This window comes from Sorangium sp. So ce128 (assembly GCF_051525245.1).
GTDB classification, from domain to species: Bacteria; Myxococcota_A; Polyangia; order Polyangiales; family Polyangiaceae; genus Sorangium; species Sorangium cellulosum_B.
In genome coordinates this window covers 12,124,062-12,139,719 of sequence record NZ_CP150313.1, presented here as the reverse complement: position 1 = coordinate 12,139,719, position 15,658 = coordinate 12,124,062, and the positions used below count along the sequence as shown (strand labels likewise).

The window sequence follows — 15,658 nt, the reverse complement described above, 5'->3', positions numbered from 1 at the left end:
GAGGAGACACCATGAACCCGAAGACCATCTCATCGAGGCGGCGCCGAGCCGCCTGGCTGCTCGCCGGCAGCTTGCTCGCGGCGTGCAGCGGGTCCGACACGCTGGAGTCTCCGCTCGGCGTGGGTCAATCGGCGCTCGCGCCGGATCCCACTCCCCCTGGAGGGGAGGACGCCGGGGACGCGGCCTGGGTCGAGCAGGTCGTCCCGGCGCTCCTCGGGAGGCCCGTCCGCAGCTTCGGCGAGCTCAAGTTCCTCACGGTGATGACCGCGCGCGTCGGCCGCGCCCGCCTCGCCGAGGCGCTCATGAACGAGCCGGCCTTCGTCGACCGCTGGACGGGCGTGCTGCTCGATCGCCTGCGCGTGGACCGCGAGGGGGATCACAGCCAGGCAGACTGCTTCTCCCAGCCGCTCTTGCCCACGGACGCCGCCAGGAAGACCGCGGCGAAGATCGTCCTCCATACGGACCGCGCCGGCGCCGACCCGGCGCTGTCCGTCGCGGGCGAGCCCAACGCGCCGGCCTCACCAGGCACGTACAACATGGCCGACGTCGTGCGCGGCTCCCTCCTCATCGACAACGTCTTCCCGGCGTACCGCGGGTTCGTCTTCGCGCTGATCCGTAACTCGGGCAACGCCGGCGAGGACGCGGTGATCGGCCAGCGCCAGGTCGCGGAGCATTTCACGCAGGTCTATTCGAACAAATCCATGACCTGCCTGAACTGCCACCGGTCGGAATTTTCCTGTTCGCCGTCGAAGTTCACGCCAGGATACAGCTGGGCGGCAGGGCAGGAGCGCCGCGTCTTCTCCGCGCTCGATCCGTGGACGAGCCCGCCGATGGACGCCGACTGGATAGAGTCGTTTCGCTACACGAGCGGCTCGATCGCCCCGTTCGCGGGCTGGAGCAAGGCGGCGTGCGGCGGTTTCGCGAGCGACACGTCGGCCGCCGCGACGAACGGGTCCGGCCTCCTGCTCCCCCCCGAGGACAACGCGACCGTGTGGTCGCTCGACGACCGGCTGAAGGAGGGCTACCTCGCGCTGCGCGAGTCGTACAAGACAGGCGCGCTCGACACGGGCTCGGGGTTCGCGAACGAGGGGCGCACGCTCGGCGCGTACTGGCTCGCGGCCGCCTTCGCCAACGACATCTGGAGGGAGATCTTCGGCGCGCCCCTCACCATCGCCAACTTCGTATCTCGCAACACCGACGAACAGAAGAGGCTCTGGAACCTCGCCGAGCACCACGTCGTCGGGCGGGACTGGTCTCTCAAGGGACTGCTCACGGAGATCGTCACGTCGCCGTATTTCAACCGCACGCCGGCCTCCGTGGAGAACATGCCCAAGGTCTTCGAGCCGTTCATCGCCGCTCCGACCAGCGATTACGTGGGCGACGCCGTTCATCGCCGCTCCGCTGACCTGCTCTTCCGGATGAAGGCGTCGGCGCTCGGCTGGAACCTGCCGGTCACCCACTTCCCCGCGGCGACAACGTACCCGACCCGCTCCGACGCGGCCGCGATGGGGCTCCACCTCTCGCGCCTCAGCCTGGCCAGCCCGACCTCGTCGCAGTTCTCCATGCTCGGGTGGGAGGCCTCCGGCGGCCGCTGCGAACGGCCGCCGGCGCTCACCCGCGACTGGATCGACGCGCTCTCGGATCGCGCCAGGACAGGCGGCGTCACGGTGCGCGGCGCGGTCGAGGCGCTGCGCTTCCGGCTCCTCGGGCGAGGCCTCTCGACCGACGCCGCCGAGGCGACCGCGCTCGCGACGTTCCTGGGCAAGGCCCTGACCACGACGTTCGCCACGGCGTACCCGGCGGCGTCGGACGGCAACGAGGCCCTCAGGGATCTCTGCCAGGTGTTCGTCAAGACCCCGCAGTTCATGCTGGAGGGCGTCCCGCACGGCCTCGGCGCCGCGGCGACGGACTTCGATTCACCGCCTCAGCTCCAGGTGGGTGACATGGGGCCCGGCGGCGCGCTGGTGACGGACACGCCCAGCGACGCTTGCGAGAGCTGGCTCGACCAGACAAACACGTTCGACGGCATCTCGGTCAACTGCGCGAACGAGTCGTTCCCTCCGGCCATCGACTGGTCGGTCATCTGCCCGAAGGGCGGCTGCATTTACATCGACAAGATCCGGTTCCGACCGCCGTGGCCGTGGCCGTGCCTCACGTGCGCGTTCCCAGGAGACTGGTACACGACACGTCCGCCGCCCATCGATCCGCGAGCGACGCACGTCCGCTCGATACCCATGCAGCCGGCGCGGGGCGGGGTGTTCCTGGCCTGGGCCAAGGACGCGCAGATCGTGGGGGTGAGCGGGCAGGCGCGGATCGTCCGCGCGAGCTCGCAGATCGAGACGGCCATTGTCGGCAAGTCGCTCCAGGTCGGCGACAGCCTGGAGCTCTGGCCGGGAGACACGTTCCAGCTCGTCACCCCGAGCGGGGAGGTGTTCAAGAGCCCCACGGGCGGCATGCCCAACATCCCGAACCAGACCACGTGGCTCTTCATGGCCACGGGGCCCGAGGGGCTGCCCGACCCCGTGGAGATGACGCCGACCACCATCGATCTGCCCGCGGCGATGAACGTCAGCAGGGCGATGCGCGACGCCGCCCGCAACGAAGAGCCGGGTTCGGTCTCGCTCATCCACGAGGTCACGTCGCCGTCGGGCAACTCGAGCTTCATCGATCATCCGGAGCTCAACGGGAAGCCGAACCGCATCGTCCTCGTGTCGCCCCTCGAGGGCACGATCACCACCAACAACCATTTCGTGGGCGCCTGGTACAGCGCGTCCCAGCAGAAATGGGCCGTGTACAACGAGGACCTCACCGTGATGCCGGCGGGCGCGCGGTTCGCCGTCCGCGCCATGTCGCCGAGCAACAGCGTGTTCGTGCACCAGGTCGCGGCCGGCAACGCCGGGGGCAACTTCACGTACATCGATCATCCGTCGCTGAACGGGCGCCCCCACGTCGCCCCTCAGGTGAGCCACATCTACAACCCGCAGGGGGCGCCGGGCGTCTACAACAACCATCCGGTGGGGGTCTATTACAACGTGGGTATCCAGCGGTGGGCCATCTACAACGAGGACCTCGCCGCGCTGCCGATGGGGGCATCGTTCGCGGTGAAGCTGGGCGGATACCACACCGTGGTATCGAGCGCGGCGACGCGCAGCGGCAGCGCCCTCGTCATCGACGATCCGAACACGAACGGCGTGCCTGACGCGCGCCTGTTCTTCACGCATGTCAACCGAGCGCCGGACGGGGTGATCAAGTACCATACGAAATGGAGCGTCCTGCGCTACAACACGACGCTCGCGAAGTGGACGATCGTCAACCTCGACGGCACCACCGTCGCGGACGACCTGGCCTTCAACGTGCACCGCGGTTACTGAGGTCCGCCTTCGCGGCGGGGCGGGCTCCCGGGCCCGCCCCGCGCGGCGCCAGGGAAGCGCGCCGCGCCCGCGGACGACGCGGCGCTCGACGCCTTCGTCGAGGCCGGGAGCGCCGCCGCCGTCGACCGCTGGTGCGGGGGCAGCATCGCCGGCTCCCGGGGATGACCCCCAACCCCAGCGCGCCGGGTGACAAGCCGTTCGGCCAGGATGCCTGGCTGGCCGCCCGCGGCGCCGTGCTCCCCGCGTCCCACGTGGGCCTCTACGGTGACGGGAGGCGGCGGTGATCGCGAAAGAGAAGGAGGCCGAGATCCTGCGCCTCTACCACGGCGAGAAGTGGCCCATTGGCACCATCGCCGCCCAGCTCGGGCTACATCACACCACCGTGCAGCGCGTGCTCGGGCAAGCGGGCGTCGACCCGAAGGTCGTCGCGCCGCGCCCGTCGATGGTCGACCCGTTCGTGCCCTGCATCGTCGAGCAACTCGGCAAGTATCCCTCGCTGCGCTCGAGTCGGCTCTTCGGCATGTTGAAGGAGCGCGGCTATCCGGGCGGTCCCGATCATCTGCGCCGGGTGATCGGCCGTCTGCGCGCCAAGAAGCCCGCAGAGGCGTTCCAGCGGCTCGGCACGTTGCCCGGCGAGCAAGCGCAGGTCGACTGGGCGCACTTCGGCAAGCTGACTGTCGGCCGGGCGCTGCGCCCGCTCTGGGCTTTCGTCATGGTGCTCAGTTACTCGCGGCGGCTCTTCCTGCGCTTTTTCCCGGGCGCGGCGATGCCCTTCTTCGTTCGCGGCTCACAACGCCGCATTGCTCGCCGCCGCCGAAGGCTACGGCTGCATCCCGCCGGAGATCGACAAGCTGATCCGGCAGGCGTAGGCGAGGCGCGGCGCGTCGAGGAGAAAGAGTCAGCGGGCGGCTCGGGCGTACGCCCCCGGCGTCACCCCGGCGATGCGCTTGAAATGCCGGTGGAGCTGGCTCTGGTCGTAGAGCCCCACGCGCGCAGCGACCTCCGCCTGAGGGACTCCCCGGGCGAGCAGCGCCCCTGCGAGGCCGACGCGCCGGTAGGTCACGTACGCGTGCGGGGGAAGCCCGACCTCCTCGCGGAAGGCACGACAGAGGCGGAACTTGTCGAGTCGCGCGTGGGCGGCGAGCTCGTCGAGCGCGATCGATTCGGTGAACCGGGCATCGAGGAGCTCGCGCGCGCGCGTCACCGCGCGAGCCCACGCGCTGCGCGGACGGGGCGGATCTCGGCGCATGGTGGTGAGCTCGCACAGGGCGGCGAGCGCCTCGGACGACACACCCGCGAGCTCGAGAGGCGTCGCGTCGCCGCGAAGCAGCGAGCGATGCAACGCCGCCAACGGTGCAGCGCGCGGGTCGTGCGCGCAGAGCGCGTTCTCCGTCGGGGGCGACGCGGGAGAGTCCAGCGTCGCGCGCGCCTCGTCGACCATGCGCGCGTCGAAGATCACGACTTGAAACCGCCGCTGGCCTTGGCGGGCGTGCTCTGCGAAGACCTCTCCGGGGACCTTCACGTCGATCGTGCCCGGGCCGCTCGACCAGCGCGCGCCTCGAAGCGACCACTCGGAGCGGCCACTGAAGTGGAGCGCGGTGGCGTAGCGGTCCGTCACGCAGGTGAACAGGGGCCCGTCGCTCCGGAACTGCCCGACGGTGAGGCCGGGGAGCGCAGCCGGGCGTGAGAATGCGATCCGGCTCCGCCCGCGCTGCGCCGCCGAGAGGTCCACGCCGAGGACGATACCGCGCGGCCCTTCTCGGCGCTAGGGCGTTCTCGGGCTGCTCCCCAACGACGCGTGTCGAGCCAAGATCGCCCAATCTCCTCTGGACGCTCGATCGTAGATGGAGGGCATGAACGTCCAGCGAACAGCGCTCGTCACGGGCGCGAACAAGGGGATCGGCCTCGAGACCGCCCGCCAGCTCGGCCGCGCGAGCATGACGGTGCTCGTCGGAGCACGCGACGAGGAGCGCGGCGCGCGAGCCGCTGCGGCGCTGCGCCGAGAAGGCATCGACGCGCGCTTCATCGCGCTCGACGTGACGGACGCCGCGAGCGTCGCCGAAGCGCCTCGCACGATCGAGCGCGACCTCGGGCGGCTGGATGTCCTCGTGAACAACGCGGGCATCCTCCTCGGCCGCTCCACGCCGAGCGCGACGCGACTCGACGAGGTGCGCCACGTGTTCGAGGTCAACGTCTTCGCTGCCATCGCCGTGACGAATGCGATGCTCCCGCTGCTCCGACGAGCGTCGCCCGCGGCGCGCATCGTCATGGTGTCGAGCGGGCTCGGCGGGCTCGCGAACCACGGCGACCCAGCGTGGGAGTACGCGTCGTTCAACGCCATCGCGTACCCCGCCTCCAAGGCGGCGCTCAACATGGTGACGGTGCAGTATGCGAAGGAGCTCGCCCCGACGGGCATCAAGGTCAACGCCGCGGACCCCGGTTACACCGCGACCGACCTGAATGGCCACCGCGGCACGCAGACCGTCGAGGAAGGCGCCCGCGCGTCCGTGAGGCTCGCGCTCCTCGACGACGCCGGCCCGACCGGCGGGTTCTTCGACGCGCGCGGCCCCGTGCCCTGGTGAAGAGAAGTGAGTGACGAAAGGAGCAGGACAACATGACGACGATGGTGACGTTTTCGTTGGGGAACGCGGGGCAGATGAAGGGCGCCCTCTCCGAGCCGCCTGGCTCGGGCAAGGTCGGGGGGCTCGTCGTGGTCCACGAGTGGCACGGCCTCAACGAGGTGATGCGAGCGCACTGCCAGCAGTTCGCGCAGGCGGGCTTCCTCGCGCTCGCCCCCGACCTCTATCACGGCAAGCTCGCCGAGAACGACGAGGAGGCGGCGAAGCTGATCGGCGCCTTCGACTTCCAGAAGGCCGTAGGTGAGCTCGGCCACGCGGTCGGCTACCTGCGCTCGCATCCCCGGTGCAACGGGAGGGTCGCGGTCGCGGGCTTCTGCTTGGGTGGCGCGCTCACCCTCGCTGCGGCACGTTACGTGCGGCCGGCCCTGGAGGCGGCGGTCCCGTTCTACGGTCTTCCGCGGATCGCACCGGGGGAGTTCGCCGAGGTGAAGACGCCCATCTGCGGGCACTACGCCAAGGTGGACGACTGGGCGAACCCTTCCGTAGCCGAAGAGATCCAGAAGGCGGCGCGCTCCGGTGGAGGCGCGATGGATCTCTACGTCTACGACGCCGGCCACGCGTTCATGCGCTCGACCGATCCGTCCAAGTTCGAGCCGAAGAGCGCCGCGCTCGCGTGGCAGCGCACGGTCGAGTTCCTCCACACGCACATTGGCTGACGCGTCAGGCGGTGCCGGGCCAGGGCTGCGCCGGGTCGGAGCGGCCGGCATCGGGAAGAGCACGCTCATCATCCCGCGCTCCGGGCCGACGCGTCGCACAGGTCGCACATCACTTCGGAGACCGCCGCTGGTTGGTCCGGCTCAAGGTCCTCCACGGATCTCAGGTCGCCCCGCACTGAGCGCCCCCCGGCGGAGGTCTTCACCAGTTTTCCGCGCATTTTCGCGATCGCTAAAACGCCGTACTTCTGGGGATCCGACGAGGAGGGCCAGATCGGCGATGGAACTGCGGCGCAGCCGGTCCATGTGGCGGATCCACGCGGCCGCCTGAATCGTCACGCTGACGAGAGTTCTTCATGGGGGTGGTCTCCCGGTGTCGGACGGGCGTAGCCTCAGAGCTCGGCCGATCATCGCGATCGATCGATAACATCGATGATCTGATGAGGCTCGTCGAGGACGGGGCGCCCTGCCGTTGAAGCGGTGGACGAGCAGGTCGGCGCGTGCGCCGCGATCGAGCGCGCGCGAGGATCACGCCCATTACCGCAGCCAGAGCAATGCCGCGAAGAGCCAGATCGCGAGCTGACTCCGCAGAGGATGGCGCCGGCGATCAAGAGCGCACGTTCGGTGTCGGCCGGTCTTCGTTCGGATGACGTGATGACGCATGGCAGGTTGAGAGCGACGCTGGCGAACGCGTCCAGCATCCGGCTCGCGCGGTGGGCATCGTGTGGAGCCCGTGTGAAGTGAAGGAGCAGCGCCGAGATCTCTCCGTCTTTGTCGTCGAAGATCACGTGCTCGACGCCCTCGGCCAGCAGGGCGCGCACGCCGGCGCGCAGCTCGGGCGACGCGAGCGTCCGAAGCACGGTCTGCGCGTCGCTCGTGAAACTCATTCGAGCCCTCCAGGGCGCCTGCCAGGCTTCGAAACTGTCGCACGAGCTCAGACTCGGGTTCCCCGTCCCTCGGCGTCGGCTCCTCGCTCGGCCAGGCTACCACCACGCGACGGTGTCGTGCGGTGACATCGACGACCTTGCACGTCGGACGCGCTTCTGTGTAGGGTTCGCGGTCGCGACATCGTCCGCGCGCGGCCGCTGCGTTCAAGGGGGCCTCGGGTGGACCACAACCTGGTGGGGAGCTCATGAGCGTGGACGTTTTTGCCATGCACTGCGCAGCGCTGCCGGCCGCCCGTGCCGTCGGCTTCAAGGGCACCGAGGCGCTGTGCCGACCGTTCGAGTTCGACGTCCTGTTCACCGTGCCGGCAGGCACCGACGTCCGCGTCGCGATCAACGCCCCGGCGACGCTCACGCTCCAGCGCGGAGCCGACTCGCCGCCGATGTGCTGGCACGGCGTGTTCGTGCGCCTCCGGCTGCTGCGCGAGTCGGCCGACCGCGCGCTCTACCATGGGTCGCTCGTGCCCAGGCTGTGGCTCCAGCGCCACTCGGTGCGCAGCTTCGTCCACACGAAGAGCAAGATCGACGCCTTCCTGACGAAGACGCTCACGCACGGCGGCCTCACGACGAGCGACTTCCGGTTCAGCGTCGACACGGACCGCTATCCGGAAGAGGAGTTCGTCTGTCAATACCGGGAGAGCCACCTCGACTTCACCCATCGATGGCTCGAGCGCGAAGGGCTCTACTACCACTTCGAGCACCCGGTCGACGACGGCGGCGCCGAGGTCATGGTCATCGTCGACAGCAAGGATCAGCACGAGCCGCTGAGCGGCAACGGCCGGGTTCGTTACCACCCGACCTCGAGCCACGACGTGTCGGCGGGCGAGTGCTTCCGGGAGGTGCACGTCGATCTCAGCTCGCTGCCGGCCGCGGTGCGGATCAACGATTACAACTACGCGAACCCGGCCGCCTCGGTGTCGGGAGAGCACGCCGTGTCCAAGAGCGGCCACGGTGAGGTGCGCGAGTACGGCTACCGCGTCTTCACGCAGGACGAGGCGACGCGGCTGGCCCAGGTCAAGGCGGAGTCGATGGCGTGCCGTGAGCTCACCCTGCACGCGACCGGCAACGCGACAGGGCTGCGGGCCGGCTACGTCTTCGAGCTGGAGGACGGGCCTTCGGACATGCCGACCCGCTACCTGGCCGTCGAGGTGCGGCACGCGGCCGCGATCACGGGCGGCTCGTTCGACATCACGCGTTTCACGGGGATGGCCGTGGACGAGACGTACCGCGTCGAGGTGGTGGCGATCCCGGCCGACGTGCAGTTCAGGGCGGCCCAGGCGACGCCGTGGCCGCGCATCTACGGCTTCGAGAACGGCGTCGTCGATGGGCCAAGCGACAGCCAGTATGCCCAGATCGACGACATGGGTCGTTACCTGCTCCGCCTCAAGTTCGACGCGAGCGATCTGCCCGATGGCGCCACGTCGACGTACCTGCGCATGATGCAGCCGCACGGCGGCACGGTCGAGGGCTGGCACTTCCCGCTGCGCAAGGGGACCGAGGTCATGGTGTCGTTCCAGGGCGGCGACCCGGACCGGCCGTTCATCGCCGGCGTGGTGCCGAACGCTCACCGGCCGAGCACGGTGACGAGCCGCAACCTGACGCAGAACGTGCTGCGCACGGGCGGCAGCAACCACATGGTCGTCGAGGACCTCGAGGGCAAGCAGCACATCGACCTGTTCACCCCGGTCGGCGCGACCAACGTCCATATGGGCGGCCCCACCCATCAGGCGTTCGTCGTGCCCCCGAAGACGCCGGACGCGAACCCCGACATGCAGCCCGTCGACTGCATGTTCTACGTTTCCACGGAGGGCAACGCCGGCTTCAACGTGTGCGGCGAGTGGTGGCAGAACGTCGGCGGCAAGTACTACGTCGACGTCAGCGACGACGCGACCATCCACTACGTCGGCATCCACACGATCAACGTCGACGGCGACTCGAACGAGTTTTACAACAGCCATCAGAACATCAAGGTGCGCTCGGGCCGGACCGACAAGGTCGAGAGCGGCGGCATGACACAGGACATCCACGGCGGGTTCACCCAGACCATCGAGGCCGGCGGCAAGCAGGATGTGCTGGGAAGCTGGTTGCAAAAGATCAGCGGCCAGAACCACGACGACTACGGAGAGTGGAAGACGGACGTCGATGGCAAGTGGACAGCGCAGATGGGCGGCAATGTCCGTATCGAGAGCACGGGAGGAAGCATCACGCTGAAGAGCCAAAATCATATCGTGGTCGACGCGCCGCAAGTGACCATCAATGGGGATCAGATTCAGACCAAGTCGACCGCGTACTGGAAGGGCTGGGCCGCAAGCTCGCTCGAGGGCTATAATAGCAAGAGCGCGATCGGTCTTCATAAAGCTGACTATGCCGCCATCTACCATAGCGGCTACGGAGTGAAGGTGGAGACAACTGGCTACGCGGCGGCGTTATTCGTTGCCAAGGGCGAGAATGGCAGCGCAAAGAAAGACAATTTCGGAGCCGTCTTCAGCACCATGGGCGCTCACATCAAGCAGGGAGCCACCGCCATCGGGAACGCGGGGGCCCGTATGTGGAACGCGGCCATCACGAAGCTCGGTTAGCGCTGCGCTTTCGAGTGCGTGAGTGCCGGACTGCTGGAATGCCAGCTCGGCGAGCTCGCCCCGGCCGACAGCAGCGCGGCCTGGGCTCGCTACCGAAGCCACAGCAACGCCGCGAAGAGCCAGACCGCGAGCTGAACAGACAGGACCAAGGTGACGGCGTACGCCGCGCTTGATCGCTCGAGAGAATCCGAGCGCCCATGGAAACGCCTCGCGACGGCGGCAGCAAGCAGGGGTCCGACGAGGAGCCCCGCCGCAAGACCCAGCGAAAACGGCGTGAAACAGCCGTCCAGCGAGAACAGCACATTGGCGCCCGGATTATTCTCGAAATCGCAGCGCTGGCCTGCCGCAAGCAAATAAACTGGCACACCAATAAACAGCAGAAGTAGGCAGAGAACAGCTCCAAAAATCAAGAGCGCGCGCTCGACGTCTGCCGGCCTCTGTTCGGATGACGTGCTGACGCTGGGCACGTTGAGGACAACAGCAGCGAACGCGCCCAGTACCCGGCTCGCGCGGTCAGGAGAGTGCGGGGCCCGCGTGAAGTGGAGCAGCAGCGCCGAGATCTCCCCTGCCTTATCGTCGAGGATCACATGCTCGATCCCCTCGGCGAGCAGGGCGCGCACGCCGCCGCGCAGCTCGGGGGATGCGAGCGCTCGCAGCACGGTCTGAGGGTCGCTGCGCGAGTCGACGTAGACCGCGTCATCGAACAGCGGATCGCCTGTCTGTACCTCGCGCACGACGCCGCGAGATCTTGCGCCCCTGTCCTCGTCCGTCTCGCGCCGGAGCTTGATCTTCATCGGGCGGACGGCGACGAACACCTCGCCCGGGTGGCGATAAGCAGCGAGCGGCCCATGCGCGGGCGCTGTCATGCGCGACGGGTACGGCGCGCTCAGCGTGAGGCTCGATACGGACCCCGGCGAGTACTTCACCCGAAGCGGACAGCCACATGTGCTCATGTGGAAGTCATTCGTGCCCTGCGGGGCGCCTGCAAGTTCACGGAACTGTCGCACGATCTCAGACTCGGGGTTGTCGTCCATGGGCGTCGGGTCCTCGCGCAGCCATCGTACCACCGCTCGCGTGCGGCGAGCACACACTTCATTTGACGGCGCTCGAGTGCCAGCGTAGTATCACCGGCCGGCGAACATAGGGCGGGAGGGAGACGCCGATGCACACATCCATGTCGAAGATGCTCGATGCCAGCGTGAGAGAGTCCGCAACAGAGGCCTGTAACTCGGCAGCGCGTGTCTTGAGCTCTGGACATTACCACGATGTAGCTCGTGAATGCAAAGCACTCACTTGACGCAGCATCGCGGCGGAGCCCATCATGAAAACGACCGGAACCTGCCCCAAGTGCCTCTGCACGAGCCTTTGGTATGTGGAATACGTCGCCAACAATGATCCTAATCCTGGAACGGCTAACCTGGCGAATAAGTTTCAACTCGCCGTCACTGGAAAGCCAGGCCTCGATGGTGCCAGCGGCAAGCTCGAAGCGTACGCCTGCCAGCAGTGCGGCTACGTCGAGCTCTACCTGAAAGAGCGCCTCCCCGTCGACGGCAAGCACGTCCGCGAGCTGCGACGCCCTCAAGGCCCGCCCTATCGCGGCTGATCGATGACGCCGTCGACGAGCTCGACCGGCCATCACGACTCGAAGACCCACGCGCGACGAGAGGTCCAGTGAAGATCGTTAAGCCGATGAAGGTCCCCATGTTGACCCGGGTGCTGGAGTTCCGGCGGCGGAGCTACTTCCATGTGACCGCCATGCTGGGCTTCCCGCTCACCAGCCCTCGCGCCCTGGTCGACGAGCTATCGTTCTGGCGCACCGTCACCGGCGCCCTCGGCGAGCAGGGCGCGATCGACGAAGGCTTCGCCAAGACGCGCGGCGAGCTGCTCGTCGCGGGCAGCTTTCACGCCCCCGGCGGCGTGCCCACCCGCGCCTCGTATGTGAGGGCCCGGATCGGAAGCGTCGACAAGCGCCTCGCGGTGGTGGGCGACCGGGCGTGGCGCGACGGCGTGCCGACCGAGCCCGCGCCGATGACCACGCTGCACATCGACTGGGCGCACGCCTTCGGCGGGGCCGGCTACGATAGAAACCCTCACGGCAAAGGTTACAGGCCGCTCGACCTCGGCGGTCGCTCCGTCCACCCGCTGCCGAACGTCGAGCTCTACGGCGCCATGATCCGCACGCCGTCGGAGCGCCCGGAGCCCGCCGGCTTCCTGCCGATGGACATCACGTTCGCGCAGCGCAGGGGGCGCGCCGGCACCTACGACAAGCGCTGGCTCGACGAGCACTTCCCGGGCATCCCCGCGGACACGGATCCGACATTCTTCAACGTGGCATCCGAGGATCAGTGGCTCGATGGGCTCTTCCGCGGGAACGAAGAGATCCTCATCGAGAACATGCATCCCGAGAAGCCACGCCTCGAGGGTAAGCTGCCCGACCTCGTGACGCGATCGTTCGTCACCCACCACACCCCGGAAGGCGATCGCTTCCTCGAGATCCCGATGCGCCCCGACACGGTCTGGGTGTTCCCCGCCGAGGAGCTCGGCGTCGTCATCTTCCACGGCGTGCTCGCGATCGCCGAGGACGACGCGGCCGACATCGTGCACCTGCTCTGCGCGTGCGAGGAGCCCGGATCGCCGCGCCCGATCGAGCACTACCAGGCAGCCCTCGCGCGCCGCCTCGACAAGGACAAGGGCGCGGTCGCAGAGATCTCCGACGGCGACCTCATGCCGCCGCGCGCGTCGGGCGTCGCGCCCAACATCGACCTTGGCGACATGGGACGCTGGGTCAAGAGCGAGAACCTGGCCGCCCAGAACCTGCGTCGGGGCCAGGAGCGGAGCTTCGCCGAGGCGCGCGCACGCATCGAGGCCGAAGGGCTCGACCCGAAGAACCACGGCCTCGACGAGCTGCCTCCCCTCCCCGAGCCGCCGCCAGACGACCTCGACGGTCTCGCCGCCTATGTCGAGGCCGCGTCCCTGAGGACCGAGGAGCTGATGGATCGAGCCCGAGCGTCGGAGACGCAGGCCCGCGAGGAGGCGAGACGAGCCTGGGCCGAGAGGGGCGAGGACTTCGATGCTGCCATGGAGAAGGCGGCCAAGGAGGGCGCAGGGCCGCCCAAGTTCTCGGCAAAGGCGCACCTGACAGCGCTGCGCTCGATGGCGGCGGAGGCGCGCGAGGCCGGCGTCGTGCTGGACGACGTGGAGCAGATGCTGGCCGACCCGGGGTATCACGCGACGATCGAGGAGCAGGAGCGGGGCCTGTTCGAGATGTACCGGCGGATGGGGCACCTGCAGCCCGCCGCCGCGGCGATGGAGCCCGAGGCTTCGGAGCGCGTGCGCTTGGTCGTCGGGCTCGCCATGGAGGTGGACGAGCCCCTGGCGAACCGCGATTTCACCGGTGCGAACCTCGCGGGGATGTCCCTGTCCGGCGTGGACCTTTCCGGCGCGTTCCTCGAGTCGGCCGACCTCTCGGGGTGCGACCTCTCCCGAGCCAACCTCGAGGGCGCGGTGCTCGCCAGGGCGAACCTGGAGGGCGCGAACCTCACCGAAGCGCGGCTCCGCGGCGCGAACCTGGGAGGAGCAACGCTGCGCCGCGCCTCGCTCGAGCGTGCCGACCTGAAGGAGGCGGTGCTGAGCCGCGCCGAGCTCGCGGGGGCGCGCTTCTCCGGCGCAGATCTCACGGGCGCCGACTGGATCGAGGCGAAGCCGGGAGGCGCGGACTTCACGGGCGCCACGCTCGGGCAGTGCAACCTGCTGAAGGCCGACCTGTCCGGCGCCCGCTTCACAGGCGCCGATCTCTCGGACGCGAACCTCGTGGAGAGCACGCTCGATGGCGCCGATTTCTCGAGCGCCACGCTCCGGAAAACGACCTTCGTCGCCTGTCACGGAGAGCGTGTGTCGTTTCGATCAGCGTGTTTTCAGCAGGGCGTCGTCGTCCACGGTTCGTCCTTTCCCGAGGCCGACTTCAGCGACGCCGACATGGAGAGGGCCAACCTGCGCGGCACCGTCCTCGCAGGCGCACGGCTCGACCGGGCGAACCTGCGCGGCGCGGATCTCTCCGGATGCGACGCCTCCGAGGCCAGCCTGGAGCGCGCCGTCCTCAAGGGCGGCCTGCTCATCCGCACCGACCTCGGAGACGCGTCGCTGCAGGGGGCCAATCTGATGGACGCGCTCGCCTCCAAGGCCCGGCTGGCGGGCGCCGACTTCACCGGAGCGAACCTGTTCCGCGCCGACCTATCTCGGGTCGCCGGCGACGAGCGGACCACGTTCGCCGAGGCCGAGGTAGGCCACGTGCGCTTCCTCCCGAGAGCGGACGCCGAGCGAGGTGGCTCATGAACCGCGATGAGCTCCTCGACAAGCTCCGGCACGGCGAGCCGGTGCGCCACGTCGACCTGTCGCACCTCGCGCTCGACGGGGCGGACCTGTCAGGAGCGAGCTTCGAAGAGGTGCGCTTCCCCACGGCGATGCGCGCCGCGCTCCTCAAGGAGTCGAGCTTCATCGCGTGCGATCTCACCCGGTGCGATCTGCGCGACGCGGACTTGCGCCACGCGAGCTTCTACCGATCGCGGCTCGAAGGGGCGCGCTTCGACGGCGGCAAGCACATCGCGGCTGCCTTCGTCGAGTGCACCGCCGACGGCGCGTCGTTCGCGCTCGTCGAGGCGCCCATCGCGAGCTGGGTGAAGACCTCGCTCCGAGGAGCGTCGTTCGCGGGCGCCAACCTCGACCGCGCGAACCTCGTCGACATCGACGCAGACCGGACGAGCTTCGCCGGGGCGAACCTCGAGAAGTCGACGCTGTTCCGGGCCGATCTCCGCACTGCCGATCTCGCCGCCGCGAACCTCGCGCTGACCACGCTCGTCGAGGCCAGGCTCGGGCCCAAGAGCTTCGCCGACACGAAGCTCTTTCGCACGCAGTTCATGAAGAGCGATCTCGCCGGCGCGAGCTTCGCCGGGGCAGATTGCGCGCAGTGCAACTTCATGGGAGCCGACCTGCGCGAAGCCCGGCTGGAGGGCGCGAGGGGGCCGCAGTGCTTCTTCGGCGAGGCGAAGCTGCACGGGGCGCGCCTCTCGAACGGCCAGTTCCCCCAGGCGGTGTTCGAGAAGGCCGAGCTGCTGAAAGGGGACCTCTCCGGCGCATTCCTCGAGGAAGCCTACTTTGGTCGCGCGCTGGCAGCTGGAGCGCGGTTCGTCGATGCCAGGCTCCGGGAGGCGGACTTCTCGCACGCCGACGTGTCGGCCGCCGATTTCTCCGGAGCGGGCCTGTATCGGACCAGGTTCCACCTCGCAAAGCGCGATGGCGCGGTGTTGCCACGGCTCTCGGGGTGGCTCGGCGATGACGAGGAGCTGGCCAGGGTGGAACGATGGCAGCCGACGCACGGCGCGGCGCCCCCCGTGAAGACGTGAAGCAGGTTGCAATCGAGGCGAGGAGCAGGTCGTTCAGGAGACGCTCCCCAAGGGACAGCACAGACGACGTGGA

12 protein-coding genes are annotated in these 15,658 nt (G+C 68.6%); 8 read left to right on the top strand and 4 right to left on the bottom strand.

Translation table 11 applies throughout. The annotated features are described in order from the left end of the window. The first annotated feature begins 11 nt into the window (after window positions 1–11). Window positions 12–3,371: a DUF7452 domain-containing protein gene (locus WME82_RS46045; RefSeq protein ID WP_438040514.1), complete on the top strand. Its 3,360-nt coding sequence runs from the start codon at window positions 12–14 to the stop codon at window positions 3,369–3,371. A 161-nt stretch (window positions 3,372–3,532) separates the two neighbouring features. Continuing rightward, complete coding sequence (locus WME82_RS46040) at window positions 3,533–3,655, top strand: hypothetical protein (RefSeq protein ID WP_438040513.1); 123 nt, start codon at window positions 3,533–3,535, stop codon at window positions 3,653–3,655. Window positions 3,656–3,738: 83 nt separating this feature from the next. Here WME82_RS46040 and WME82_RS46035 read toward each other — a convergent pair whose 3' ends face one another. Both WME82_RS46035 and WME82_RS46030 read right to left on the bottom strand, forming a co-directional pair. Then, window positions 3,739–4,032, bottom strand: a complete 294-nt coding sequence (locus tag WME82_RS46035; RefSeq protein WP_438040512.1) for a hypothetical protein — start codon at window positions 4,030–4,032, stop codon at window positions 3,739–3,741. Window positions 4,033–4,269: 237 nt separating this feature from the next. After that, window positions 4,270–4,620: a helix-turn-helix transcriptional regulator gene (locus WME82_RS46030; RefSeq protein WP_276596603.1), complete on the bottom strand. Its 351-nt coding sequence runs from the start codon at window positions 4,618–4,620 to the stop codon at window positions 4,270–4,272. A gap of 604 nt (window positions 4,621–5,224) precedes the next feature. On the opposite strand from WME82_RS46030, the gene WME82_RS46025 reads away from it, so the two are divergent. Beyond that, window positions 5,225–5,953 carry an SDR family oxidoreductase gene (locus WME82_RS46025; protein WP_437537056.1) on the top strand — a complete coding sequence of 243 codons (729 nt, stop codon included), beginning with the start codon at window positions 5,225–5,227 and terminating at the stop codon, window positions 5,951–5,953. A gap of 32 nt (window positions 5,954–5,985) precedes the next feature. After that, a complete protein-coding gene (locus WME82_RS46020) occupies window positions 5,986–6,666 on the top strand; it encodes a dienelactone hydrolase family protein (protein WP_438040511.1) in 681 nt (226 codons plus the stop codon). Window positions 6,667–7,070: 404 nt separating this feature from the next. Here WME82_RS46020 and WME82_RS46015 read toward each other — a convergent pair whose 3' ends face one another. Next, window positions 7,071–7,484 (bottom strand): hypothetical protein, encoded by a 414-nt coding sequence (locus WME82_RS46015; RefSeq protein WP_438040510.1) that lies wholly within the window; start codon window positions 7,482–7,484, stop codon window positions 7,071–7,073. Between the two features lie 311 nt (window positions 7,485–7,795). On the opposite strand from WME82_RS46015, the gene WME82_RS46010 reads away from it, so the two are divergent. Beyond that, window positions 7,796–10,186 carry a type VI secretion system Vgr family protein gene (locus tag WME82_RS46010; protein WP_438040509.1) on the top strand — a complete coding sequence of 797 codons (2,391 nt, stop codon included), beginning with the start codon at window positions 7,796–7,798 and terminating at the stop codon, window positions 10,184–10,186. Window positions 10,187–10,275: 89 nt separating this feature from the next. Here WME82_RS46010 and WME82_RS46005 read toward each other — a convergent pair whose 3' ends face one another. Continuing rightward, window positions 10,276–11,220: a hypothetical protein gene (locus WME82_RS46005; RefSeq protein ID WP_438040508.1), complete on the bottom strand. Its 945-nt coding sequence runs from the start codon at window positions 11,218–11,220 to the stop codon at window positions 10,276–10,278. Between the two features lie 287 nt (window positions 11,221–11,507). On the opposite strand from WME82_RS46005, the gene WME82_RS46000 reads away from it, so the two are divergent. The 3 genes from WME82_RS46000 to WME82_RS45990 all read left to right on the top strand — a co-directional run bounded on the left by WME82_RS46000 (window position 11,508) and on the right by WME82_RS45990 (window position 15,585). Next, window positions 11,508–11,789 (top strand): hypothetical protein, encoded by a 282-nt coding sequence (locus WME82_RS46000; protein WP_438040507.1) that lies wholly within the window; start codon window positions 11,508–11,510, stop codon window positions 11,787–11,789. A gap of 68 nt (window positions 11,790–11,857) precedes the next feature. Beyond that, entirely contained in the window at window positions 11,858–14,518 is a 2,661-nt protein-coding gene (locus tag WME82_RS45995; protein ID WP_438040506.1) for a DUF2169 domain-containing protein, read from the top strand. Beyond that, window positions 14,515–15,585 (top strand): pentapeptide repeat-containing protein, encoded by a 1,071-nt coding sequence (locus WME82_RS45990; protein WP_438040505.1) that lies wholly within the window; start codon window positions 14,515–14,517, stop codon window positions 15,583–15,585. The genes WME82_RS45995 and WME82_RS45990 overlap by 4 nt, the downstream gene beginning before the upstream one ends. Window positions 15,586–15,658: the final 73 nt, after the last annotated feature.